Raw genomic sequence first — 25,686 nt, 5'->3', positions numbered from 1 at the left:
GCAATGTACAATGATAAGATTAACCCGTTAGGTCAGGTGGCCTAACTTAAATAAATTGCCTTTTGAGTTTGAAGCAATGTACAATGATAAGATTAACCCGTTAGGTCAGGTGGCCTAACTTAAATAAAAAGTCTCCGACAAACCCGGTACGGTTCACTATCTATTGTTATTCTTACCTGAAATTGATGTGAGCTTATAGAGACAAGGTAAATTTGCAAAAGTGCCGGCTATTCAGTGTTCATTGAATGTTTAATTTAATTTATTAAGCTTGACCTTGGAGTGGCTCTAAGCCTTATACTTGGTACAAATTTTTCGATTGTTATGATGATGCGTTCTACTACATGGATTACAGTCTTGGTTGGATTGTTCATGTTCCAAAGCTTTTGGAATGTGGCGGCGGCCTTTTGTGTCCATGAACAACAGCCTCAATCACAGCAGAGTTATCATTTTGGTCATCACCAAAATACCTTGTGTGCCAGCGATAGTCGTCAACACGATCATAATGGACAGTCAGAAAACATAAAAACATTCAGTAGCGATTTAGAAATCGGTGAAGATCATCAAGATCATCTACCATCGATGATGCATGTGATTGTACAAAATGAAAAAGTAGATGTGTTTCATCCAAGCTCTGAAGTTAAAGTGAATCCACAATTTCATTGGAAAAACAGCTATCAGGCTCCTGACCTGTTTCAACAAAGCCCACCTCCCGAATTTTCCCCGCTCATGGTGGGGTAGCCTAAAACATTCCCACCACTTTTATTATTTAAACCCCACTCTCAACACTTTTAGAGGGGGTTGAAACAAAAAAGGCATGAACTTAAACTTTAATCAATGACCAAAAAGATTAGAGGATAAGCCATGCCCATTGATGAATTTATCATTAAAATCTATCTAATGGTAGATGACTACTACAAAAAGATTGTAACAAACCGGCTAAGACAAGGTGGTTACGTACCAAAACTAACCGACAGTGAAATTATCACCATGGAGATAGTGGGTGAGTTTTTACAGATGGACACCGACTCACAAATCCATCAGTATTTTAAACAGCATTGGCAAACATGGTTTCCACAAATAGGCTCATATCCCAACTTTGCCAAGCAGTGCGTCAATTTACTACAGGTAAAAACTTTGATACAACAGCATATCGTTAAACAGCATGGGCAAGACAACATTCATTTTATTGATGGCTTTCCCATTCCTGTGTGTCAATATGCCCGATAAACGACCACTCAGTGTACTTAATCGTCTTAAAAATGCTCGTCGCAATATTGAGACGGTGATTGGTCAGTTATCACAGCGGTTTAATATGCAAAAGGTGAGAGCGAGAGATTTATGGCATTTATCCCACAGATTTATGCGTAAAATCTTGGCTCATAACTTCTGCTTTGTAATCAATAAACAGTTAGGTAATCCCCCACTTCAGTTTGAATTGCTTATTTCAAGTTGAGAGTGGGGTTATTTAAATAAGTGGGAAAAATCATGTCTTCACAATCAATTATACTCTTGCGTCATAGCTTGGTTGCTTGTATATGTGCAGCGGCTATGCAATATAGCTATGCTGAAAACGTTACCAGCTTTGAATCCGCTTTAGCAAAAGTACAAAGTTACCAGACTCAAGACAAGCCGTGGCAACAAGTTCAGCAAATATCTGAATTGAATATTCAGCAAAGTCGGTTATGGCAGAATCCAAGTATAAGTTTAGAACAGTCTGGCTTTGGCTCAGGTCAAGAACAGGAATTCAATGTTGGCGTTAGTCAACCTCTAGATCTATTTGGTCAGCGTAAGCTGAACCAGGTGATTGCCAATACCTCGAATCAACAAATCCAATTGCAACAGCAATTATGGAAGGCACAAAGCCAACTGATTGTTAAATTTGCATGGTCGCAATTTGTACTTGCTGAGGTTGAGCAGTCTGTTTATTCAGTACTGTTAAAAACAAGTAAAGCCAATCTGGACAGTGCCCAGAAACGCTATCAGGCAGGCAGTATTGCCCTGGTTGATTTTGAGCGTGCCCAAATTGAAGCGCTAGAAATCCAACGACTTTATGAGCAAGCGATGCTGAATAAACAAGCTGCCGGTCGTCAGCTGTCTAATTTGTGGGGGGGAGAAACATCTTCACATCTTCAATTGAATAAAACCGCTATCCCTTGGCCAGAGCAAAGTCTCCAAACTGTGCAACGGTATATTGCTGAAGGGTGGCTAGAAAAATTCTATGCCTTGAACATTCAGCAATCGGATCATCAAATTGAAAATTTAAGAATTCAGGCACGTCCCAATCCGACTTTAAATGTAGGCATGAAACGTAGCAAAACCCCTAATAAAAGCAACGATACGACTTTAGCAATCGGCGTGGCTATTCCACTGAATATTTTCAATCGCCAGCAATATGCGATCCCGATGGTCCAGCAACAGCAAATATTGCTGAACCAACAGCAGCAGCGTGAGCTGAAGCAACAAATACTCGATATTGCCAACAGCATGCATCAGCTCAAAGGTTTACGTAGCCAGTTCGATGCCACAACAGCACAAGTTACTTTGGCGACCAAAGTTCAGAGCCGTACTTTACAAGGGTTTCAGGCAGGGAAACTGTCCATTACCGACGTTCAGCAAGCAACCACCCAACTGCAGAATCTTCGATTGGGTCAATTACAAATTCTACGTCAAGCTTGGCAAACTGCCCTAGCAGCTGAGGCACTCAGTATTGGCACAAGTTATGAAGAAATTAGCCGTTCGGATGCCTATACACAACTGAATAAAAAGGCAGTCGAAGCATCGCAAAATTTAATCAATGGGGGAGCACGATAAAATGAACGCCAAGCAAAACGGAAAAATATCCCAGTCTCTCATGATTGTAGTTTTGATTCTGATTACGGTCTTGGTCAGTCTGGCTATTTGGTTAAGTTCAAAAAAAACTGAATCTGAGGGGCGTGGTTATGATGAGGGAAATGCCGAACATTCTGATGAAGATAGTTCTGAAGAAGGACATGCTGAAGAAGGCGAAATACAACTGACCAGCCAACAAATGGTTGAACAAGGTTTAAAAGTTGCTGTTGCATCCACAGGATTGGTTGAAAAGCTGACAACCCTGCCAGGTAAATTGGTGGTGAATACCGATCAACAAGCGCATATATCGCCTAATTTTAGTGGTTATATCGAGCAGGTCAATGTGGCTTTAGGACAGAGCGTGCAAAAAGGACAAACGCTGGCTGTACTAATCGTGCCTGAACTGATCGACCAACAGGCAAATCTGCGTATGGCACAGGTGAATCTGGATTTGGCCCGTAAAGATTACCAGCGCGAACAGCAACTCTGGTCACAGGGGATTTCTGCCAAACAGGATTACCAGCGTGCCGAAAATGCCTACCGTCAAGCGCAGATTACTGTCCAGTCCTCACAAGCACGTTTAAATGCATTAAGTGCAAGTGGCAATAACAATGGGCGTTTTCTGATTAAAGCACCGATCTCTGGGGTGATCAGTAAAAAAGATATTGTGGTCGGTGAAAATGTCCAACTGGCGGATCAGCTTTTTGTGATTGAAAATCTAAAAGACCTTTGGTTGGAATTTAATCTACCAAATACCTCAAATATTCACCTTCAAGTAGGGCAAATTTTAAACTTTAAAACCAATGGTTCTGATCAAAATTACCAAGCAAAAGTACAAACGCTGAATTCACAGGCAGATTTACAAACTGGACGTTTACAAGTGCGTGCCAAAGTCACCACACAAGCGGATGTACTGCGTCCAAATGTTTTGGTAAATGTTTTTGTGACTGATGCACAAGCAAAAACAGCGTTAAGAGTCCAGAAAAAAGCCTTACAGCAGGTTGAAGGAAAACCTGTGGTATTTGTGATTGAGTCTGAAGAAAAGGGACTGGTTCATCTTAAAGCACAGCCAATAGAAGTGGGCGTGAGCAGTCAGGATGGGCAATGGCTAGAAGTCATTTCTGGATTAACTGAAGGGCAGAAATACATTGCGGATGGCAGTTTTCTATTAAAGTCTGAATTAGAAAAAGACGAGGCAGGCCATGGACATTAATTCTGATCTGCCAAAACCAGAAGGTTTATTCGAACGAATCATTCAGTTTTCCATACAAAATGCGATTTGGGTGTTGCTCTTTGTCTGTACCTGGATTGCGGTCGGGGTGTATAGCTATCAGAAACTCCCGATTGATGCTGTACCCGATATTACCAATACCCAAGTCCAGATTAATACTCAAGCCAAGGGTTTTACTGCGCTTGAAGTCGAACAGCGGATTACCTATCCCATTGAAAATGCCATGGCTGGCATTCCGAATCTGGAGCTTACCCGTTCCATATCCCGTTATGGACTCTCTCAAGTCACCATTGTCTTTAAAGATGGGACTGATATTTATTGGGCCCGTCAGCAGATTAACCAACGGGTACAGGAGGCGCAATCTGAGTTGCCTGCACAAATCGCACCGACGATGTCCCCCGTTTCTACGGGTCTCGGTGAGATTTATCAATGGGTACTGAAGGCAGATCCGAATGCGAAAAAGCCGGATGGAACTGCATACACGCCGATGGATTTACGTGAGATTCAGGACTGGATTGTGCGTCCTCAACTGCAACGTGTTAAGGGAGTTGCAGAGGTCAACAGTATTGGTGGTTTTGAAAAAACCTATGTGGTCTCTCCCGATTTAAACCGGATGCAGCAACTGAATATCTCATTAGAACAACTGCAACAGGCTTTAGCGCAAAATAATGAGAACCGAGGTGCAGGTTATATTGAAGACAATGGTCAGCAACTGACGGTACGTGTACCGGGTGCATTCAATGGGCTTTCTGATATTGAGAACACCATGCTGGGTAGCCCAAATGGCAGCCCAATTCGGGTTGGTGATATTGCGCAAGTCTCTATTGGGCATGATTTAAGAACCGGTGGGGCAACCTATAACGGCAAAGAAACCGTTTTAGGGGTTGCCATGATGGCGATGGGTGGAAATAGCCGGACTGTTTCTAAAGCTGTGGATGCCAAGCTTCAAGATATTCAGAATAGTTTGCCTAAAGGGGTAGTGATTGAAACGGTGTACGACCGTACTACCTTGGTTGAGAAGGCGATTAAAACCGTTCAGAAAAACTTGGTAGAGGGAGCAATCCTGGTCATCATCATTCTGTTCCTGTTTTTAGGGAATATCCGTGCTGCCTTGATTACTGCCTGTGTCATTCCACTCTCTATGCTGTTTACCTTAACCGGGATGGCACAGAAAAATATCAGTGCCAATCTGATGAGTTTAGGTGCACTCGATTTCGGCATCATTGTCGATGGTGCTGTGGTGATTGTCGAAAACTGTATCCGGCGTTTAGCCCATACACAGCAACTGTTAAAACGACCTCTCACACAAAGTGAACGCTTTAAGGAAGTTTTTCTGGCTGCCCGCCAAGCACGTCGTCCTCTTATTTTTGGTCAGCTTATTATTTTGGTGGTGTATTTGCCGATTTTTGCTTTAAGTGGTGTGGAAGCAAAAATGTTCCATCCGATGGCATTGGCAGTGGTACTCGCCCTTGTTGCAGCCATTATTTTATCGATCACCTTTGTGCCTGCTGCTGTGGCATTGTGGGTCAAAGGCGATATTCAAGAAAAAGAAAGTCGTTGGATGTTATGGCTAAAAGCTAAATATCAGCAAACTCTTGATATTTCGTATCAATACAAAGCAGTTGTGCTGACTTTTGCACTGTGTGTATTAGTGATTACGGGATTTATCAGTACCAAACTCGGCAGTGAATTTGCACCACAGCTCAGTGAAGGAGACTTTGCGATACAACAGTTACGTTCACCAAGTACAGGCTTAGAAGAGTCTTTACGTATTCAGAAGAATACTGAAAAACTTCTTTTAAAGAGTTTCCCTGAAATTAAGGCAGTATTTGCCAGAACGGGTACAGCCGAGGTTGCAACAGATGTCATGCCACCCAATATTTCAGATGGCTATATCATGTTAAAGCCTCGTTCAGAATGGCCAAATCCTAAAGAAAGTTTAGATGAATTACGTGGCCGTATGGTGACGTATTTAGCCACGATTCCAGGCAATAATAGTGAATTTTCACAACCGATTGAACTCCGATTTAATGAATTGATCTCAGGTGTGCGTAGTGATGTTGGTGTGAAAATCTTCGGTGATGATATGAATGTCCTCAATACTGAGGCGACTAAAATCTCCAAAATCATTCAGCAAATATCGGGTAGCAGTGCCGTGAAAGTTGAGCAGACCTCAGGTTTGCCATTACTGAATGTCGAGGTAAATAAAACTTTGGCTGCACAATATGGTTTGAGTGTGCGTTCAATTCAAGACCTTGTGGCAACCAGTATTGGTGGACAAAGCGTGGGAGAGATTTTAGAAGGCGATCGTCGTTTTGATTTTGTTATCCGTCTTGGAGAGCAAGACCGTAGTGTCGCATCTGTTTCCCAGTTACCTATTCAGCTTCCAAATGGTGGCAGTATTTTATTGTCGGATGTCGCGCAAGTCTCGACCATTGAAGGAATCAACCAAGTCAGTCGAGAAAATGGTAAACGCCGAGTTGTGGTTACAACGAATGTTGAAGGGCGTGATTTAGGGTCTTTTGTTTCTGATGTACAGACACAGCTCAAAGCATACACTTTGCCAAGTGGTTATTGGATAGAATATGGCGGTCAGTTTGAAAATTTGGCTTCAGCCAAAGCACGGATGCAAATCGTGATTCCACTGGCTTTAATCACTATCTTTATTTTACTGATGGCGGTCTTTCACAATGTCAAAGAAAGTCTATTGGTCTTTACCGGGGTACCTTTTGCCTTGACCGGTGGTGTGCTGTTCCTTTGGCTAAGGGATATTCCATTATCGATGTCAGCTGGAATTGGCTTTATTGCCTTATCTGGTGTTGCAGTCCTCAATGGACTGGTAATGCTGACCTTTATTAAGGAATTAAGGGACAAATATCCAGTGCATAAAGCCGTGTGGCAAGGGGCTATTTTGCGCTTAAGACCAGTGTTGATGACAGCTTGTGTGGCTTCACTGGGTTTTGTACCAATGGCGCTGGCAACCGGAACAGGGGCTGAGGTTCAACGGCCACTGGCAACCGTAGTGATTGGCGGGATTATCTCTTCAACATTACTAACTTTGGTGCTGTTACCCGTGCTTTATCGTTGGATAAATGAAAAAAAAGTTTCTTAATCCAATAGATTAGTCGATTTACAGCAGAGATATTGGCTGTTATCCAATATCTCTGCTCATCATAAATAGAATAAGGAAAATATTTTATGTCAGAACATCATGATCATAGCCATGCGGTTGTTACTGAAGAAAATAGTAAGAAGTTAATGGTTGCCTTAGGTTTAACGACTACTTTTTTAATAGTAGAAGTTGTCGCTGCTTTTATTACCCAAAGTTTGGCTTTGTTATCTGATGCAGCTCATATGTTTACTGATGTAGCCGCTTTAGCTATTGCTCTTGCCGCTATCAAAATTGGTAAAAAAGCCGCAGATGATAAAAGAACTTTTGGCTATCAGCGATTTGAAATTTTAGCGGCTCTGTTTAATGCGGTGATGCTTTTTGTGGTAGCAATATATATTGTATATGAAGCTTATCAACGTTTTACGAACCCTGCTGAAATTCAAAGTGTTGAAATGATGATTGTCGCGGTCATTGGTTTGGTCGTAAATTTGATTTCAATGAAAATCCTTTCTGCTAGTGCTGAAGGAAGTCTAAATATAAAAGGTGCATATTTAGAAGTTCTTAGTGATGCTCTAGGATCGATAGGCGTGATTATCGGAGGAATAGTTATTTATTTTACCCAGTGGATGTGGGTTGATACCGTAATCGCTGTGTTAATTGGCTTCTGGGTCTTACCTCGAACTTGGATTTTATTAAAACAAAGTATTAATATTCTGCTTGAAGGAGTTCCTGATGAGATTGATATTGAGTCGTTAAGAAATGATTTATTGAAGCTAGAGGGCGTTGAAGGGATTCATCAGTTGAAAGTCTGGGCTATATCCTCAAAAAATATTCATTTAACTGCTCATTTGGTTGCTCCGAATAGCAATACAGATCAACTCTATCAAAAGGCCTTAGAAGTTCTAAAACATAATCATAATATTACTGAAATTACGTTACAAATAGAAAATACGAAATGTAAGGCAGAGAGTTTCCCAAACTTTGTGTAACTGCTTATAATCCACTAACAGGAGAATAAGCAATGACTAACCAATCTGACATCAAGAAACTGGCTGAGCAAATGGCCAGCAGCATGAAAAGCTTCGATGACATCAAAGACTTTCAAAAGCAGCTCATGCAGTCCTTCATCGACACTGCCCTAGAAGCAGAAATGGAAGAGCATCTCGGCTACCCCAAGCATGAAAAGGCAGACAGGCCTAATAAGCGCAATGGGCACACTAAAAAGAGAGTCCGTAGCGACACAGGCGAGCTTGAGATCTCCACCCCAAGAGACCGCGACAGTAGCTTTGAGCCTGTACTTGTCAGTAAGCACCAAACCCGTATTTCAGGTCTTGATGACAAAATCATCAGCTTTTACGCCAAAGGTCAAACCACTACTGAGATTGTCGAAACCATCAAGGACATCTACGACGTCGACATCTCAAGCAGCTTGGTTTCCAGAGTCACTGACAACATCTTGGATGACATCACCGCTTGGCAGAACCGGCCACTGAGCAGCGTCTATCCTAACATATTTTTTAATCGTGAACAGGTTCTTAGATAAAGGTACTTTGTACGTTGCAGTATTTAAAGATGATGGTACAGGTGAATGGAAACCATTAACGTTTGGTACAGGCGCATTAACTGCGTCTTATGCAAAATACGCGTTTGCTAACCAAGCTGATGTGTTGGTACATGCTCGTATTGCGGGTGACGCACTAGGTGCAACTAGAATGGATCGTCCAGAATGGGTATCGGTCAGCCCTGTGACGGGTGAAGTTTATGTCACATTAACCAACAATTCTAATCGTGGCGTTTCATATCCGGTAGATGCAGCTAACCCACGTAACTATGCTACCAACAAGGGTAACCGTAACGGACATATCATTCGTTGGGCTGAAAAAGGTAACGACCATACAGCTACCAGCTTTAACTGGGATATCTACCTATTTGCAGCGCCAAATGATTTAACCGCAGAAAATTTGTCTGGTTTAAATGCCAATAACGATTTGTCTTCACCAGATGGCTTATACTTCGACCCACGTGGCGTATTATGGATTCAAACCGATGACGGTGCTTACACTAGCAGAACCAACTGTATGCTACTAGCTGCGTTGCCAGGTAAAGTAAATGATGGTAAAGAAGTAACCACATCAGCGGGTATCAAAACCCGCGTTGGTATGCAAGCTACAGAACAAAATATCAAACGTTTCTTTGTGGGTCCAAAAGGTTGTGAAGTAACGGGTATCACCTTAACGCCAGACTTTAAAACACTCTTCATCAATATCCAACATCCAGGCGAAGATCAACCAGGGGTCACATGGGGCGCGATTACTGGTGGTACTACACCACGTTCAGCGACGGTGATGATTACCAAAAAAGACGGCGGTGTGATTTTAGGTGAGTCATTAACATAAGTTAAACACGCAACAAAGTTATCAAAAACCCTTGAACAGTGATTCAAGGGTTTTTTTATAAAATAACCTTTTATCTTTTAAAGGTATAAAAAAAATGCTATGATTTTGCCATTTTTATGGTGATTGTTTTTCCAAATAATCGGTCTTTTATGATGGGATAATCCCAATGAATATATCGATTGAATAAGGATTTTGTAATGAGTGAGCCAACGATGCAAAAACCGCGCGTGCTGATGATGGCAGCAGGCACGGGTGGGCATGTGTTTCCCGCGATTGCGGTGGCTCAAGCGTTACAACAATCAGGTGCCCAAGTGCATTGGCTTGGCACCCTAGTCGGTATGGAAAATGAGTTGCTACAACATTACGACTTTACCTACCATGCCATCAATATGCAGGGATTGCGCGGTAACGGTATCAAACGCTTATTTAAAGCCCCGTCAACCTTACTTAAAGCAACATTAGCGGCTATCAAAATCATCAAAACCAATAAAATCGACATCGTGGTAGGGTTTGGTGGTTATGTGACCGCACCCGGCGGATTGGCCGCCAAATTTTGTAAAATACCAATTTTGATTCATGAACAAAATGCCATCGCAGGCATGAGTAATAACTATCTATCTAAGCTTGCTAATCAAGTGTTAGAAGCCTTCCCAAACACCTTCACCGAACTACCTTCTAATAAAGTAATGACAGTGGGCAACCCAGTACGTGAGGCTATCGTACAGGTACCGCCACCAAAAGCCCGTATTGATGTCAATGATACCAGTCCTTTAAAGCTATTGGTCATTGGCGGTTCTCTGGGTGCTCAGGCGCTAAATAATCATATCGCGCCCACGCTAAAAAAACTAGAAAGTATGCCAGACGCCAAGCCGTGGCAAGTGCGCCATCAATGTGGTAAAAACAACCAAGAGGCTACTCAAGCGGTATATAGCGAAGCACAGCTCCAATCAACCCAATATGAAATTTTACCATTTGTCAAAGATATGGCAGAAGCATATAGCTGGGCAGATGTGATAGTCTGCCGTGCTGGGGCGCTGACGGTCACAGAAGTTGCCACGGTTGGATTGCCTGCGGTGTTTGTGCCGCTGCCCCATGCGGTAGATGATCACCAAACGGCCAATGCCAAAACCCTATCACAACATGGCGCGGCGTTTTTAATGCCGCAAAAAGAATTAACAGCAGAGAGTTTAAGTGCTATTTTAGCCAAGCTCGACCGTCATCAAATTTTAGTGATGGCAGAAAAAGCGCGTGAATTTGCCAAACCCAATGCCACACAGCTGGCTGCCGATGCCATTTTATCCCAGTTAAACCCTTAATTATTTTCTACAATTTATAAGTCATTTATCATTGAGCCTGTCTATGTCAAAATCAGCCAAAACTGCCACTGCCCAATCTACTGAAAAACCTGAAAAAACCAACCGTGTCACCAAAAAAATTACCAAGCGTGTGGTCGAAATTCCAGAGATGCGCCGTATTCGCCACGTGCATTTTGTCGGTATTGGTGGGGCAGGGATGTGCGGTATTGCCGAAGTCGTCCATAATCATGGCTATATGGTTAGCGGTTCAGACATCAAACAAAGCCCAGTGACTGACCGTTTGACCCAAATGGGCATTCAAGTGTTTATCGGGCATGATTCCAAAAACATCAGTGAAGCCGATGTGGTCGTGGTGTCATCAGCCATTGATCATACCAACCCAGAAATCCAAGCCGCCTTGTCAGGACGTATTCCTGTGGTACGCCGCGCCGATATGTTAGGTGAGCTGATGCGTTACCGTCATGGTATTGCAGTAGCGGGTGCGCATGGCAAAACTACCACCACTAGCCTGCTTACCATGATTTTAACCGAAGCAGGGTTAGATCCTACTTATGTGATTGGTGGTAAACTTAACGCCTCAGGCAAAAACGCGTCATTAGGTCAAAGCCGTTATTTGGTGGCGGAAGCGGATGAGTCAGATGCGTCGTTTTTATCGCTGCGTCCGATGGCAGCGATTGTCACCAATATCGACCAAGACCATATGGAAACCTATGGCGGCAGTTTTGATAAACTAAAAGCGGCGTATGTGCAGTTTTTACAAAATATGCCGTTTTATGGGTTAGCCGTATTGTGCGGTGATGACAAAGAATTGTACGGACTGATTGATAAAATCGCACGCCCTGTGTTGACTTATGGGTTAGAAAAACATAACGATGTGCAAGCCATTGATGTGGTGGCAGATGGCACCAAAACCCATTTTACCGTACTGCGTAAAGACCGTGAGCCACTGCCGATTACTTTGAACATTCCCGGTATTCATAATGTCTATAACGCCTTAGCGGCTATCACCATCTCCACCGATGAAGGTGTCAGTGATGAAGCCATTTGTCAAGCGGTCAAAAAATTTGCCGGCGTGGGCAGACGTTTTGAAAACAATGGTAACTACCCTGTGAAAGATGGCGCAGGCGATGTGCTACTGATTGACGACTATGGTCACCACCCAACTGAAGTGGCAATGACCATCAAAGCGGCTCGCCAAAGCTATCCCGATCGCCGCTTGGTGATGATTTTCCAGCCTCACCGTTTTACCCGTACCCGTGATTGCTTCGATGATTTTGTAGACGTATTGTCACAAGTCGATGTGTTGATGCTACTCGATGTGTATAGCGCAGGTGAAGCCATGATTGAAGGCGCGGATAGTCGCAGCCTTGCCCGTACCATCCGCACCCGCGGACAAGTTGAGCCAATTATGCTGAACATCAATGACATGGATCAAATCCGTCAGGTGCTAGGTAGTATGTTAAAAGGCAATGATTTGCTGATTACCCAAGGGGCGGGTAACGTGGGTCAACTCTGTTTAGATTTGGCAAAAAACAATTTATTTCTAGCGGACAAGTAACCGTTTGATTGAAAAACCACGCGGCAAGCGTTTAGCAAACTTAAGGTATTGAAAAGCTATTTTAGCTTGCCCATACTGCCAGCAGTCGATTATTTTATGAGTGAGCTAAAATTGCCAAGCAATAGTTTAAAAATTTTTGTGAAATAATTGTAGCAATAAATTCGGTTAATAAAAGATTAGGAATCAATATGTCAGAGCTTATCGATGTCAAACAATTTGGTAAAGTGGCGGTTGTCTGTGGCGGCTGGAGTGCTGAGCGTGAAGTGTCACTGACGAGTGGTAAAGCTGTGCTTGAGGCGCTACTAACTAAAGGCGTGGACGCCCATCACTTTGACCCCAAAGAAACAGATATTTCAAAACTGCGCGACTATGACCGCGTATTTAATGTGCTGCATGGCACTTTTGGCGAAGATGGTAGCTTGCAAGGGGTGCTAGACGGTTTTAATATTCCGTATACCGGTTGTGGCGTGTTAGCCTCTGCAATTGCTATGGATAAGTTTCGCAACCGCTTAGTTTGGCAAGCGTTAGATTTACCAAACGTACCTTATGTCGTGCTTGATGACAATACCGATTTTACCGCTATCGAACAGCAGCTAGGTTTACCACTGTTTGTCAAACCCGCCGCCGAAGGCAGTAGTGTCGGCGTCTTTAAAATTAAAGAAGCGGGCGAGCTTGCCAAGACCTACCCACAGCTCAAACAATACCACGGCGCTATTTTGGCAGAAAAAGCCATCACAGGGGGTGAGTATGCTTGCTCAATTCTCGGTGATGAAGTATTGCCCAGTATTCGCATCATCCCAACGACCGAGTTTTATGACTACGAAGCCAAATACAATCGTGATGATACCGTCTACCAATGCCCATCAGATTTGAGCGAGGCGCAAGAGCAAACCATGCAACAAATCGCCAGAAAAGCGTTTGCCGCCATTGGGGGCAAAGGTTGGTCACGCGTGGATTTTTTACGAGATGACGAAGGCACGCTATATCTACTTGAACTCAATACGGTGCCAGGTATGACCAGTCATAGTCTGGTGCCGATGGCAGCAAAAGCGCGTGGCATGGATTTTGCGACGCTATGCGTGCGTATCTTAGAACAAACGTTGAGCGAATAAGTCGTTTTCGTTTATATTTGTTTACAAAAAAAGTACTTGAATTGTCTAGAAGCGTATTATCTATTTACCATTCATTTCATTGAATTTGCTATGATATGCTTCTAAGCATAAATCCTTGTAATATTTTTAGTTATTTTGATTTTTGTTGTTGAGATTTTAGTAATTAATAATTTTAGACCGAGTTATGATTGGTCAATATGGCAAATTCATTTGTGGCAACTGCTTCTCTAGATACTACGCTCCCCAATCGCTTTCATCAGCTGCTGCCAAAGTTGTTAATGCTTGGCGTTGTGTTATTGTTGCTGATATTAGCGGCTTTGGCGATTAATGTGTTCAACAAATTACCCAATGCCGCGATTAGTTTGCAGCATAAAGGGTTAAATACCCAGCAAACCCTGCAGCTTCAGCAATTATTGGGCGAAAAAGCCGACACAAATCTACTCAAAGCTGATTTGCAAAGCTATGTGGCAAAACTTGAGACGGTAGATTGGGTAGGGCAAGCCGATGTGCGGCGCGATTGGCAACAAGGTATTGTGGTCAATGTAGTACCGCGCCAAGCCGTTGCCAAGTTTGGTAGTGAACGTTTAGTCGATGCCAATGGTACGGTATTTAAGCCCGCCGATAGCAATGACTTAAATAACCCTAGCTTGATGCAGCTACAAGGCGATAGCCAAAATGCCGTTGTCATGATGCAGCAAATCAAGCAAGTTAGTGATTGGTTTATGCCACTGGGTATGAAAATTGAAGAAGTCATCGTAACGCCTAGAATGGCATGGTTATTTCGCTTTGATAACGGACTTCGGGTACTGGTTGATAATGACAATACGTCAGAAAAACTGTATCGACTGAGCATCATGTTACAAAATCAGCTTAAACCACAGCTCAAAACGCTGCAAACGGTGGATTTACGCTATAAAAATGGCATGGCAATTACCAAACGACCTGTGATACAGCAAGCAAGTGATACAACTGCCGTCAATGCCAAATCTGCTGATACTAAACCCGTGACCGATGCCAACTCAACAACCGATTCGAAAACCAAAGCCTTAAAAACCCCAGCCAACCCCAGCCATTAGGTGAAACATAATTTTGTAGTGTTCTATGAAAAAGCCAGATCTGATCGTCGTCGTCCACCTAAGTGCTACTGCTATTCATACTGTGATTGGTCAAATCCACAGTGCGCAAGATATTCGTATTATCGGTTTATCTACCGTCAAAAACCATGATTTCGCGCAAGGTACCATTCGCCACCGCGAACGTCTAAAATCTGCTATCAAACAATCTATTCAAAACGCTGAAGACATGGCAAATTGCCGCGTCAACAGTGTTTGGCTTAGTTTTTCTACCCCGGATTTGCAAAGCGTCAATAGCGTGGGCGAAGTCAAAATCAAACACGATATCGTACAAGCCAAAGACGTGGTCGCCGCGCTAACCCAAGCCAAAAATAAACATCTCCAAGATGATTTGTATTTGATGCATTATGCCCAGCAAGGTATTGCTTTAGATGGCAATGCTGAGATGATTGATGATGCGATTGGGATGCAAGCGAGTGACTTGATGGTGCTCTATCATCTGATGATGATGCCCGTCAAAGGTCGCCAAAATTTGCAGCAACTGCTGCAAGAATGTGATGTCAGTATCGACCAAATGCTATTTGATGCCGTATCTACCGCCGAATATGGTTTATTACCCGAAGAAAAATACCATGGCGTATGTCTGATTGATATTGGCGCATCGACGACTAGTATCTGCGTTTACCGTGAAGATAAGCTGATTTATACCCATTGTTTTGCCGAAGGCGGACATCACGCGACACTGGATATCTCTATGCTACTAGATGTCACCATTGCTGAAGCAGAGAATATGAAAAAATCCCAAGCCAATGTCGATCGTCATGGGATTGACTCAAGCCAATTTTTTACTATCAAGCGTTCACAGCATGACGATGAAAAAACCATTAATATGCTTGAGCTCCTTGAAGTCACGGAAGCCCGCTATATCAGTATTTTAGGTCATATTAAAAAAGAGCTGGATAAAGAAGGACTCAGTGAGTTTTTACAACAAGGCTATGTGATCACGGGCGGTGGGGCTGAAATGCGCGGATTATTGCCATTAGCCAAAAAAATCTTTGCCAATAAAGTAAACAAGGTTAATCAACACTCAGCGATTTCTGCCTATACCCAATATGGCGATGATGACAAGCTTCGCACCATTGCGGCAATGATTGGTGAGCGTAAATACCAAACCGCGTTTGGCACACTGTTATATAGTCAAAGTGAGGCGTTTCATCATAGCGAGAAAAGCTCACCTGACTCTTTGCAAGTTCAGCCCATGCGAGAAAAACTTAAAATTGTGAATAAATTTTTTGGTAAATTTTTCTAAAAAAGAGATGTTTAGTATTTTAAGAGTGCTCATGTTATGATTAACTCTAAAATCCACTAATTGTGTAATGATTTAATTGATATTTAATTTAATATGTTTGCTATTTATGCTACTCAAGCCTACTTGACAGCATACGGAGATTTTCAATTATGGAAGCGAAGTTTAGTATTGTACAAGATCACACTGATACATTTGCCGATTCAGCCCGTTTAACCGTTATCGGTGTCGGTGGTGGCGGTGGCAATGCCGTTGAAACCATGGTACAAAATGGTGTAAAAGGCATTACCTTTGTCTGTGCCAATACCGATAGACAAGCGCTTGACCGCCTGTCAGCGCCCAATAAAATCCAGCTCGGTATCAAAAATAACAACCGCGGCCTGGGGGCAGGTGCCAACCCAGAAGTAGGGCGTGAAGCGGCAGAAAGCGATGAAGAACAAATTCGCCAATTGTTAGAAAATTCTGATATGGTATTTATTACCGCGGGTATGGGCGGTGGTACAGGTACGGGCGCTGCGCCAGTCATTGCCAGACTTGCCAAAGAGCTGGGCGTCTTGACCGTTGCCGTAGTGACCATGCCATTTACCTTTGAAGGTGGCAGACGTAATAAAGTGGCTAGGGAAGGTATTGAGCAGCTTTCTAACTTTGTGGACTCCATCATCACTATCCCCAACGATAAATTGATGACAGTGTATGGCAAAATCTCTATGAAAGATGCCTTCAAAAAAGCCGATGAAGTCTTACTTCAAGCGGTGCAAGGTATCTCTAACATGATTTCAAAAGATGGTTTTATTAACATCGACTTTAACGATATTCGCACGGCAATGACCTCACGGGGTCATGCGATGATGGGTATCGGGAAAGGCAGTGGGGAAGACCGCGCTGAGATCGCTGCTGAAAAAGCCATCAAAAGCCCATTGCTTGACAATTTATTACTTAAAAATGCCAAAGGTCTATTGGTCAACGTAGTGGCAAGCTCAGACTTTAACTTTGAAGAGCAAGAGCGCATCACCCAAAAAGTGCATAGTTTGGTAGATATTGACGAAGCCAACATCTTCTACGGCGTGGTATTTGATGAAGACATGGGCGATGAAATCCAAGTGACAGTGGTGGCAACGGGTCTTACCCTAGATAATACCCCAAAGCACCCAGCTAGAGATTTTGTCTCAGATGCCTCTAGCACCCACAAAGTGGAAGCAGGCACGCATGAACCTGCGTATGCGGCACGCCGTGATATACCACAATCCATCCCTGCACCTCAGCCACCTGTACAGCAAACTATCGAGCCTGCGCCAGCACCGCAATCATCGCAGCCACAGCGCACAGGCAACAGTATTCAAGACTATCTACGTCGCCAGCAAAATCGCTAAGATACCGTATGACTTTTAACAGCCTCACAGCTTAATCGTTGTGGGGTTTTTTTATCACTGTAGCCAATCGTAAAGGTGGATAAAATCAATTAAGCATCACTATGATGTAGCAAGGGACAATGGTAGAATAGCCAAATGTAACAAATTATATCAACCTAGCTTTGGCTAAGGATGAGTGCAATCTACTAGGGGGCATTATGCAGCAGCGTACTATTCAACAACCCATCAATCTTGAAGGCATCGGCTTACATAGCGGTAACCCTGTACACCTGCGCTTTTCTCCTGCACCCATTGACTATGGGATTCAGTTTTTACGTAGCGATGTGGCACAGGCAAAGCCCATACCCGCTATCTATCATGCAGTAACCGATACCATGATGTCCTCAAATCTCACCAATGCGCTAGGTCAGCGCATTGGGACAGTCGAGCATTTGATGAGTGCAATCGCTGCGCTTCAAATTGATAATTTACAAATCGAAGTGTCAGCGCCTGAAATCCCAATTATGGATGGTAGTGCCATCGAATTTGTGCAAGTATTGCAGCAAGCGGGTATTGCCGAGCAAACCTCTGCCAAACGCTATATTCAGGTGTTGCAACCGATTGAGGTTCGCGTGGAGGATAAAGTCGCAGGATTTCGTCCCTACGATGGATTTGTGTTAGATTTCCAAATTGACTTTAATCACCCTGCGTTTAATGCCTCACATCAAAAGTTTAAATTGGATTTTAATGAAGGCAATTTTATCGAGCATATTGCCAAAGCGCGCACATTCGGCTTTTTAAAAGATATTGAGTACCTAAAAAGCAATAACTTAGGGCTGGGGGGGAGTATGCAGAATGCCATTGTTTTAGATGATAGCGGCGTACTTAATCCTGAAGGGTTACGTTTTGACGATGAATTTGTGCGCCATAAAGTACTAGATGCGATTGGTGACTTATACCTTGCCGGGCACCAGATTTTGGGCGAGTTTTATGCGTATAAGTCAGGGCATGCGCTCAATAATAAATTGTTACAGGCTTTATTTAGTGATGAAAATAACTATAAAGTTGTAACAAAGCATGACAATGTTAACTAGATTTATTTAAATCTATTAATTTTATTGTGTATTTTTACTAATCAAAAAACCTTACCTATTGTTTGATTAGTAACATTTTTTCATCAAGAAGTTATCATTTCATTACACTAACTAAACCCAACCGCCCAATTTTATTATTTAATTTTTGGATATCTTTTTTTAGTCATTGGCTACTATAAGCGCAGTAAAAATGAAAAAAAAGATATCTTTATCTACGAGACTGATTGTAAATTTATTCCTATATTTTTACTTTCACTTGCATAAGCCATTAATCTATTGATAAATCTTGCGATATCAGTAACATAATTTACATAAAGTTACATTGTAAATTAGCTGCTTTAGTGTTTTATCAATTTTTGTAACGCCGTTCTAAGCGGCTCGTTATCCGTGACAAGGTCACATAGCTGTGTTATATTTCGCTTGGTAGATTCGCTTAGCTCACAATTCTTTACATTGCTAACATTATGATTACACTGTAAATCTAGTATTTGCGAGCCATGAATAGGTTTGACAATCACCACGCGAAAACGTAACTGATTAAATTGACGAAAATTGTTATCGAACGCTTGCAGGGTTGACAGTAGGTGCTGCTGGTTGTAATTGAGGTGATTGGCAAGGGTATGACTGGTCGTACTAATCACAAGTCTAAACGACTCACAAGCAATCACTTGTAAGCTTGCTAAGACTTCTTGAGGCAACACGTTTTGCCATGCGCTGCGAACATCGTCCGTCAATTGCTGTAATTGATGCAGCTTTTTTTGAAACGGTAATTGATAGTTGGCAAGGCGCTCAGTGCGAGAGGCAAGATGGTTGGTTGGTTTTTTCATAGTCAATGAGCGTGTGGGTTGGTAGTTAAGCGACAAAAATTTTGATTTAGTCTTAGTATTGGGTCTTAGTGTTAGTGTAGGTGATTTTAAGACCAAATTATAGTGAATTAAATCTTGCCAATGCGTTCAAGTAGCGTTCACATGACATTGGCACAGGGTTTAATAGCATAAGGTTTAACAAAGGATAAAAGATGAAGTTAGCTCTAATCGCATTACCAGTTGTTGCTTTAACCACAATGAGTGTTGCACAAGCTCAAATTCTATCGATTACCAATGCCGGTAAAACCAGTCAAGTTATTGTCCGTGAAGATGATGGTGAAGATTATTATCTGCCCTCAGATGCCGTTAATGCCGCCATCAAAAACCTAAGCCAGCAAACCCAGCAAAAAGAAGACCGCCTCGCAAGTTTAGCACAAAAGCTATCGACTCAGCCAACCACCATTATCAACATGTCTGCCATGGGCAGCTATGCGGGTAATGGCATGTTGGCGTTGCGCCCAATTACGTCATCTGCGCGCATGAGTTCAGGTTTTGGCTATCGTATCCACCCTGTAACGGGTAAATCACAGTTTCATAAAGGGATGGACTTTGCTGCTCCCATCGGCACCCCTATTTATGCCACAGGTAATGGTGTGGTGACTTTCTCAGGTTGGGGTACCGGGTATGGTCGTTATGTTGAAGTAGATCATGGCAACGGCACTGTCACGCGTTACGCACATACCTCTGCAAACTATGTTAACGTTGGCGATACGGTGTATGCAAACCAGCAAATCGCTGCAGTAGGCAACACAGGTCGTTCAACAGGCGCCCACTTACATTATGAAGTACGCCAAAATGGTCAAGCCATCAATCCACAAACTTACTTAGCAATGGCGCCAGCGCGTTAATCATGACAATATCTCGGTATATAAAAAAACTGGCTTTAAGCCAGTTTTTATTTTTCGCTGTACTATGGTTTAAAACCATCATAATTTAGATGTTTATCCAGTGTGCCTTGTTATGAAAGTCCGCTGGGTGTGCATGCTGTATGGCCCAATAACTCATTTCATCGACGGTTGAAGCTGAGTTATCTGCTAATCCATTGTCTGGCGGATGCTGAATCACACGCGTTGGATTTAGCGCATAATTACCATTTGCACCAACCAACTTGTCCAATGCTGATTTGGCAAATGTCATACCGACACGAAAAGTACAAGTGCTAAACGCATGTTGCTGCTCTACCGCTCGTACATGGGTGAGGAGCATTGGACTTGCAGAACACCAAAACACAAGCGGAAGCTCGGTATCTTGTGTAACGGCCTGGCTAAAAAAATTGATATCCTCACCGTAAGTCAGCGCTGTGATAGGCAAGCGCCGAGGTGGTAATGCATTCGGTGTCCGATAGCTGTCAAAATAATAAAGATTAAACTCACCATTGGTCGCCAAATTGACCTCAAGATACGGGCTATCCGCTTGGCTATCTTTGGCAATAAAACACTCAAAACAATCTGCTTGCCATAAATAATCTTGGCGCATCACATGTTGAAGTGCCAATGGGCTAAATGTCGGAAAATTTGCCCATAGACCAGCTTGTAGAGCGTTTTGACTATCATCAATCTTGGGATGGGTAGCATCAAATAAGATAGTTAAAAATTTACTATCAGCGACCACATGTACTGAGAGCTGGTAGTCCAGTGTTGCCGATACGGTGAATGGTTCAACCGTGCTCGTCAGTGCAAATGTCACACCCTGTAACGCGTCCATTGTAGCCTTAGCCAAAACGTACTAAGTTTGATAACTTAGGATTGGCGTCCAGATTGCGACGTAGTAATAACACCATACGACCGATGCTGGTGACCAAAATCGCATCAGTGGCTTCCGCAATCGCATTTGCCACAGCGTCACGATCTGCTTTGCTACCGGCCGGGATTTTTACTTTAATCAGCTCATGATCGCTCAGTGCGCGCCCAATTTCTTCAATAACGGTTGGGGTAACGCCTTGACCCCCAATCATTACCACCGGGTTCAGCTGGTGACCGATGCCTTTTAAATGTTTGATATCAGCATTTGATAAGCTTGAATTTGCCATAACTGTCAATTGACCTATAAAAAAATTAGCTAGCATTATACCATATTAATCATTTTGCCTAATAAATTATGGGCAATACATAGGCAAAAACACATAGGCAAAAAAACTGCCATGACTTATCCATCTACAAAAATCACTGGATTGAAAAAATCAATAACTAATCCATGAGTTAACACAAGCTAACTGGGTGAAATATGCTAAAATAACAGTCTTAACCCTTGAGATTGTCAAAATTTACCGATGGTCATTGTAGGATGGCGTTGGGTTTTTTAGCCAAATCCCAAGTGAAGAATTTTTAAACTATAAAGGGTAGTTTGTAGAGAATTATGGCAACGCGTATTACCAACAAAAAATTGTCCAAAAGTAGCCGTGCGTGGATGAAAGAGCACATTGACGACCACTATGTCAAACTTGCCCAGCGCGATGGCTATCGGGCAAGAGCGGCTTACAAATTGCTAGAAATCAACGAAAAACTGCAGCTGATTAAAAAAGGCATGACGGTGGTTGATTTGGGTTCTGCCCCAGGCAGCTGGTCGCAAGTTGCTGGCAAGCTAGTCGGGGACACTGGCAAACTCATCGCCTCAGACATCTTGCCGATGGATACGCTAGAGAATGTGACCTTTATCCAAGGTGATTTTCGTGAGCAAGCAGTGTTTGACAACATCATGGCAGAAGTCGCTGATAAAAAAGTGGAAGTGGTGCTATCTGATATGGCGCCCAATACCTCGGGGTTTTCTGCAGTCGATCAGCCACGCATGATTTATTTGTGTGAACTTGCCATGGACTTTGCCGAGCAAGTGCTCCCTGAAGGTGGCACCTTAGTGATTAAGGTATTCCAAGGCGAAGGCTCTGATGCCTTACGAAAAAATATGCAGCAGCGTTTTAGTAAAGTGCGTAGTATCAAGCCTGCAGCGTCACGCGCACGCTCAAAAGAAATGTATTGGATTGCCACCAAATAAGGTAATTTGCTTCAGTCTATCGGTGAAGTCGGCTGGATAAAAATTGGTAATATGTTTTTACTAGAAAATAACAGAGAATTCGCTTGATAATGTTAAGGTAAATCCATATATCATGCTATATTGAAAGATTAATGTAACGTCTATTTTTGGTGAAACATCTACCTATCTTTCTTTGGTAAACATTTTGATTTAACCCCACTTTTTAATCAACCCCCTAACGCGAAGGATGAAAAACAACGTGAGCGACATGGTAAAAAATACCTTATTGTGGTTAGTTGTGATAGGGGTATTAGTGCTAGTCTTTAGCAATTTTGATACCCGCAATGAACCTGATAAGCTCAATTACTCCCAATTTGTCACTGCAGTGGCAACTGACCAGGTCAAAAGTGTCAAAATTGATGGTGAGCAAATTTCTGGTGAAAAGAAAAACGGCTCAACTTTTGAGACAGTACGTCCTGCCGTCACTGACACCGAGCTAATGCCAAAGCTTATCAAGCATAATGTTGAAGTTCAAGGCGCCACCCCTGAACGTCAAGGCGTAATGATGCAATTACTGATTGCAAGCTTCCCAGTGCTATTGATTATTGGTTTGTTCTTGTTCATCATGCGTAATATGAGCGGTGGTGGTGCAGGTGGTGGTCGCGGCATGGGTCCGATGAGTTTTGGTAAATCTAAAGCAAAAATGCTTTCAGAAGACCAAATCAAAGTGACATTTGCAGATGTGGCAGGGTGTGATGAAGCCAAACAAGAAGTGACAGAAATTGTTGACTTCTTACGTGACCCAGAAAAATTTACCAAACTTGGCGCGACTATTCCACGTGGTGTGTTGATGGTAGGCCCGCCCGGTACTGGTAAAACCTTGCTTGCTAAAGCGATTGCAGGTGAAGCCAAAGTACCATTTTTCTCAATTTCAGGTTCTGACTTTGTTGAGATGTTTGTGGGTGTCGGTGCAAGCCGTGTGCGTGATATGTTTGAACAAGCCAAGAAAAATGCCCCTTGTATCATCTTTATTGACGAGATTGATGCTGTCGGTCGTCATCGCGGCGCAGGCATGGGCGGTGGTCATGATGAGCGTGAACAGACTTTAAACCAGTTATTGGTTGAGATGGATGGTTTTGAAGGCAATGACGGGGTGATTGTGATTGCGGCAACCAACCGCGCCGATGTACTCGATAAAGCGTTGTTGCGTCCAGGTCGTTTCGATCGCCAAGTGCAAGTTGGCTTGCCTGATATCAAAGGCCGTGAGCAAATTCTTCGTGTACACATGAAAAAATTGCCCTCAACCATTGGCGTCGATATTCGTTCATTAGCGCGTGGTACGCCAGGCTTTAGTGGTGCGCAATTAGCGAATTTGGTGAATGAGGCGGCGCTATTTGCTGCACGTAACAACAAAGCGTCAGTTGATATGAACGACTTTGAAGAAGCTAAAGACAAGCTTTATATGGGTCCAGAACGTAAATCGATGGTACTGCGTGAAGAAGAGCGCCGTGCAACGGCTTATCATGAAGCAGGGCATGCCTTAGTGGCTGAAATGCTACCGGATACCGACCCTGTCCATAAGGTCACTATTATGCCCCGTGGTTGGGCGTTGGGGGTCACGTGGCAATTGCCAGAGCATGATCAGACTAGCGTCTATAAATCAAAAATGCTAAATGACATTGCGATTTTGTTTGGTGGTCGTATCGCTGAAGAAGTCTTTATCAATCAGCAATCGACTGGCGCGTCAAATGACTTTGAACGTGCTACCAAAATGGCACGTGCGATGGTTACTAAGTACGGTATGTCAGATGCCATGGGTGTGATGGTATATGAAGAAGATGAAAATCAAGGTTATTTTGGTGCCTCATCTCGTACTATCTCAGAAGCGACACAGCAGAAAGTGGACGATGAAGTTCGTCGTATCCTAGAAGCGCAGTATGATATCGCACGTGCATTAATTGAAGGTAATGCGGATAAAATGCATGCCATGGTCGATGCGTTAATGAAATGGGAAACTATCGACCGTGACCAATTGCAAGACATTATGGCAGGTATTCCACCACGCGAGCCTAAAGTTTATCAAGAGCCTGTTAGAGTAAATTTTGATAAACCAAGCAATCCACCATCAAGTGGATCGGGCTTAACCCCGCCGCCGTTACCTGCAATGTAAATTATCCATGATATGAGTTACCCAAAAACCGCTATCACTTTGATAGCGGTTTTTTTGTTTTTCACTTAAAATAGTAGAAAATTTTAGCCATCATTGTGGATATCATGCAGTTACAGCCCATTCCCAACTTTGCCATTCATTATCATAATCAAACGCTCGATTTGTCTTATCCCCATATCATGGGCATTTTAAATGTCACCCCCGACTCATTTTCTGATGGCGGTCGATATAATCACATCGACCAAGGCTTACGTCATACCGAGCAGATGATTAAAGACGGGGCGACGATTATTGATGTAGGGGGTGAATCTACTCGCCCAAATGCCAGTCCTGTGAGTGAGCAAGAAGAAATTGACCGCGTGATTAAAGTGGTTGAAGCGATTAATCATAACTTTGGTGAGCAAGTGTGGGTGTCAGTTGATACCAGTAGCCCGACCGTGATAACCCTCGCCAGTCAAGTCGGCGCCAAAATTTGGAATGATGTACGAGCCTTGACGCGCCCCGATGCCATTGCTACCGCTGCCAAACTTGATATCCCTGTCATGCTCATGCATATGCGCGGTGAGCCAACGACCATGAATCAGCTAGATGATTATCAAGACTTATATACCGATGTTATTAGCGAGTTACAGCAGCGCATTGATGAGGTTATGGCGGGTGGGGTCAGACGTGACAATCTTATCATTGACCCAGGGTTTGGCTTTGCCAAAAACGCCCAGCAAAATCTGGCATGGCTGAATGAATTTTATCGGTTGCATAGGTTTAACTTACCTGTCATGGTGGCATTATCTCGTAAACGCTTTGTTGGGGAAGTCCTCAAGTCAGCCAATCTACCCCATGACCCTACCGATAGAGATGTTGCTAGTATGGTTGCAGGGCTATTTGCTGTGCAGCAAGGGGCTTGTATATTGCGCACCCATAACGTAGCAGCGACTAAAGCAGGGCTTGCGATGTGGCAAGCGACCCAAGAGGCAAAAGCTTCATAAAAATTTAAAAATTACATGAATTTAACGCGCAACGACAAGGATTTATCATGAGTGACAACCAGCCAGAACCTACATTAGAGCAGCGCAAAGTTATCTATCGTGCCAGACGCGGTCTAAAAGAACTTGATTATTATTTTGACCCTTATGTGAGAGCGCACTATCTACAAGCCGACTCACAAGAACAGCAAATTTTTGCAGAATTGGTGAAAGAAGAAGATCCTGATTTGCTTGACTGGTTTTTACACAATCAGCCGACCAAGCCAGAATTTGCTGATTTGATAGCCAAGCTCAAATCATTAAAAGCATCTTCTTAATGGACTG

20 protein-coding genes and 3 pseudogenes are annotated in these 25,686 nt (G+C 43.1%); 20 read left to right on the top strand and 3 right to left on the bottom strand.

What is annotated here, in order from left to right; all coding sequences use genetic code 11:
• Window positions 1-321: 321 nt before the first annotated feature.
• From RTJ53_RS10580 to lpxC, 15 genes and pseudogenes are all read left to right on the top strand, one after another.
• Entirely contained in the window at window positions 322-738 is a 417-nt protein-coding gene (locus RTJ53_RS10580) for a cation efflux protein, CzcI-like (protein ID WP_227522854.1), read from the top strand.
• A 123-nt stretch (window positions 739-861) separates the two neighbouring features.
• Window positions 862-1,453, top strand: a pseudogene (locus RTJ53_RS10575) (transposase family protein).
• A 32-nt stretch (window positions 1,454-1,485) separates the two neighbouring features.
• Complete coding sequence (locus RTJ53_RS10570; RefSeq protein ID WP_040403790.1) at window positions 1,486-2,811, top strand: TolC family protein; 1,326 nt, start codon at window positions 1,486-1,488, stop codon at window positions 2,809-2,811.
• A 1-nt stretch (window position 2,812) separates the two neighbouring features.
• On the top strand, window positions 2,813-4,042 hold the full coding sequence (locus RTJ53_RS10565; protein ID WP_007116546.1) for an efflux RND transporter periplasmic adaptor subunit: 1,230 nt from the start codon (window positions 2,813-2,815) through the stop codon (window positions 4,040-4,042).
• Window positions 4,032-7,172 carry an efflux RND transporter permease subunit gene (locus RTJ53_RS10560; RefSeq protein ID WP_007116547.1) on the top strand — a complete coding sequence of 1,047 codons (3,141 nt, stop codon included), beginning with the start codon at window positions 4,032-4,034 and terminating at the stop codon, window positions 7,170-7,172. Before RTJ53_RS10565 ends, RTJ53_RS10560 begins: the two co-directional genes overlap by 11 nt.
• 86 nt (window positions 7,173-7,258) lie before the next feature.
• A complete protein-coding gene (locus tag RTJ53_RS10555) occupies window positions 7,259-8,161 on the top strand; it encodes a cation diffusion facilitator family transporter (protein WP_065263189.1) in 903 nt (300 codons plus the stop codon).
• A gap of 32 nt (window positions 8,162-8,193) precedes the next feature.
• Window positions 8,194-8,694 (top strand): annotated as a pseudogene (locus tag RTJ53_RS10550) (transposase); the annotation flags it as partial.
• Between the two features lie 4 nt (window positions 8,695-8,698).
• A pseudogene (locus tag RTJ53_RS10545) lies at window positions 8,699-9,568 on the top strand (PhoX family protein); the annotation flags it as partial.
• Window positions 9,569-9,765: 197 nt separating this feature from the next.
• Window positions 9,766-10,884: an undecaprenyldiphospho-muramoylpentapeptide beta-N-acetylglucosaminyltransferase gene (murG, locus tag RTJ53_RS10540; protein WP_312276907.1), complete on the top strand. Its 1,119-nt coding sequence runs from the start codon at window positions 9,766-9,768 to the stop codon at window positions 10,882-10,884.
• Between the two features lie 148 nt (window positions 10,885-11,032).
• Window positions 11,033-12,442: a UDP-N-acetylmuramate--L-alanine ligase gene (murC, locus tag RTJ53_RS10535; RefSeq protein ID WP_050325513.1), complete on the top strand. Its 1,410-nt coding sequence runs from the start codon at window positions 11,033-11,035 to the stop codon at window positions 12,440-12,442.
• 188 nt (window positions 12,443-12,630) lie between these two features.
• Window positions 12,631-13,554, top strand: a complete 924-nt coding sequence (locus RTJ53_RS10530; RefSeq protein WP_050325451.1) for a D-alanine--D-alanine ligase — start codon at window positions 12,631-12,633, stop codon at window positions 13,552-13,554.
• Window positions 13,555-13,751: 197 nt separating this feature from the next.
• Window positions 13,752-14,630 carry a cell division protein FtsQ/DivIB gene (locus tag RTJ53_RS10525; protein ID WP_036594487.1) on the top strand — a complete coding sequence of 293 codons (879 nt, stop codon included), beginning with the start codon at window positions 13,752-13,754 and terminating at the stop codon, window positions 14,628-14,630.
• A gap of 25 nt (window positions 14,631-14,655) precedes the next feature.
• Window positions 14,656-15,936 (top strand): cell division protein FtsA, encoded by a 1,281-nt coding sequence (ftsA, locus tag RTJ53_RS10520; RefSeq protein ID WP_219299740.1) that lies wholly within the window; start codon window positions 14,656-14,658, stop codon window positions 15,934-15,936.
• Between the two features lie 149 nt (window positions 15,937-16,085).
• Window positions 16,086-17,303: a cell division protein FtsZ gene (gene ftsZ, locus RTJ53_RS10515; protein WP_201664829.1), complete on the top strand. Its 1,218-nt coding sequence runs from the start codon at window positions 16,086-16,088 to the stop codon at window positions 17,301-17,303.
• Between the two features lie 197 nt (window positions 17,304-17,500).
• On the top strand, window positions 17,501-18,376 hold the full coding sequence (gene lpxC, locus RTJ53_RS10510; protein WP_312276906.1) for a UDP-3-O-acyl-N-acetylglucosamine deacetylase: 876 nt from the start codon (window positions 17,501-17,503) through the stop codon (window positions 18,374-18,376).
• A gap of 338 nt (window positions 18,377-18,714) precedes the next feature.
• On the opposite strand, the gene RTJ53_RS10505 is transcribed toward lpxC, so the two are convergent.
• Window positions 18,715-19,203, bottom strand: coding sequence for a DciA family protein (locus RTJ53_RS10505; RefSeq protein WP_312276905.1), 489 nt, complete (start codon window positions 19,201-19,203; stop codon window positions 18,715-18,717).
• A 191-nt stretch (window positions 19,204-19,394) separates the two neighbouring features.
• On the opposite strand from RTJ53_RS10505, the gene RTJ53_RS10500 reads away from it, so the two are divergent.
• The gene (locus RTJ53_RS10500) at window positions 19,395-20,090 is read left to right on the top strand and encodes a M23 family metallopeptidase (protein WP_312276904.1); all 696 of its coding nucleotides are present in this window, start codon (window positions 19,395-19,397) and stop codon (window positions 20,088-20,090) included.
• A gap of 85 nt (window positions 20,091-20,175) precedes the next feature.
• Here the strand turns inward: RTJ53_RS10500 and RTJ53_RS10495 are convergent, their stop codons facing one another.
• Both RTJ53_RS10495 and RTJ53_RS10490 read right to left on the bottom strand, forming a co-directional pair.
• Complete coding sequence (locus RTJ53_RS10495; RefSeq protein WP_312276903.1) at window positions 20,176-20,946, bottom strand: DOMON domain-containing protein; 771 nt, start codon at window positions 20,944-20,946, stop codon at window positions 20,176-20,178.
• Between the two features lie 7 nt (window positions 20,947-20,953).
• Window positions 20,954-21,271 (bottom strand): YhbY family RNA-binding protein, encoded by a 318-nt coding sequence (locus RTJ53_RS10490; RefSeq protein ID WP_101964434.1) that lies wholly within the window; start codon window positions 21,269-21,271, stop codon window positions 20,954-20,956.
• Between the two features lie 326 nt (window positions 21,272-21,597).
• Between RTJ53_RS10490 and rlmE the strand changes: the two genes are divergently transcribed.
• From rlmE to RTJ53_RS10470, 4 genes are all read left to right on the top strand, one after another.
• The gene (gene rlmE / locus RTJ53_RS10485) at window positions 21,598-22,230 is read left to right on the top strand and encodes a 23S rRNA (uridine(2552)-2'-O)-methyltransferase RlmE (RefSeq protein WP_007116170.1); all 633 of its coding nucleotides are present in this window, start codon (window positions 21,598-21,600) and stop codon (window positions 22,228-22,230) included.
• Window positions 22,231-22,477: 247 nt separating this feature from the next.
• Window positions 22,478-24,379 (top strand): ATP-dependent zinc metalloprotease FtsH, encoded by a 1,902-nt coding sequence (gene ftsH, locus RTJ53_RS10480; protein ID WP_312276909.1) that lies wholly within the window; start codon window positions 22,478-22,480, stop codon window positions 24,377-24,379.
• 104 nt (window positions 24,380-24,483) lie between these two features.
• The gene (gene folP, locus RTJ53_RS10475) at window positions 24,484-25,365 is read left to right on the top strand and encodes a dihydropteroate synthase (protein ID WP_312276902.1); all 882 of its coding nucleotides are present in this window, start codon (window positions 24,484-24,486) and stop codon (window positions 25,363-25,365) included.
• Between the two features lie 47 nt (window positions 25,366-25,412).
• Window positions 25,413-25,679 (top strand): FAD assembly factor SdhE, encoded by a 267-nt coding sequence (locus RTJ53_RS10470; protein ID WP_007116167.1) that lies wholly within the window; start codon window positions 25,413-25,415, stop codon window positions 25,677-25,679.
• The last annotated feature ends 7 nt before the right edge of the window (window positions 25,680-25,686 follow it).

Origin of the sequence: Moraxella sp. CTOTU46711 (genome assembly GCF_031975715.1) — a bacterium.
Classification (GTDB): Bacteria; Pseudomonadota; Gammaproteobacteria; order Pseudomonadales; family Moraxellaceae; genus Faucicola.
This window is presented reverse-complemented; position numbering and strand designations above follow the sequence as displayed.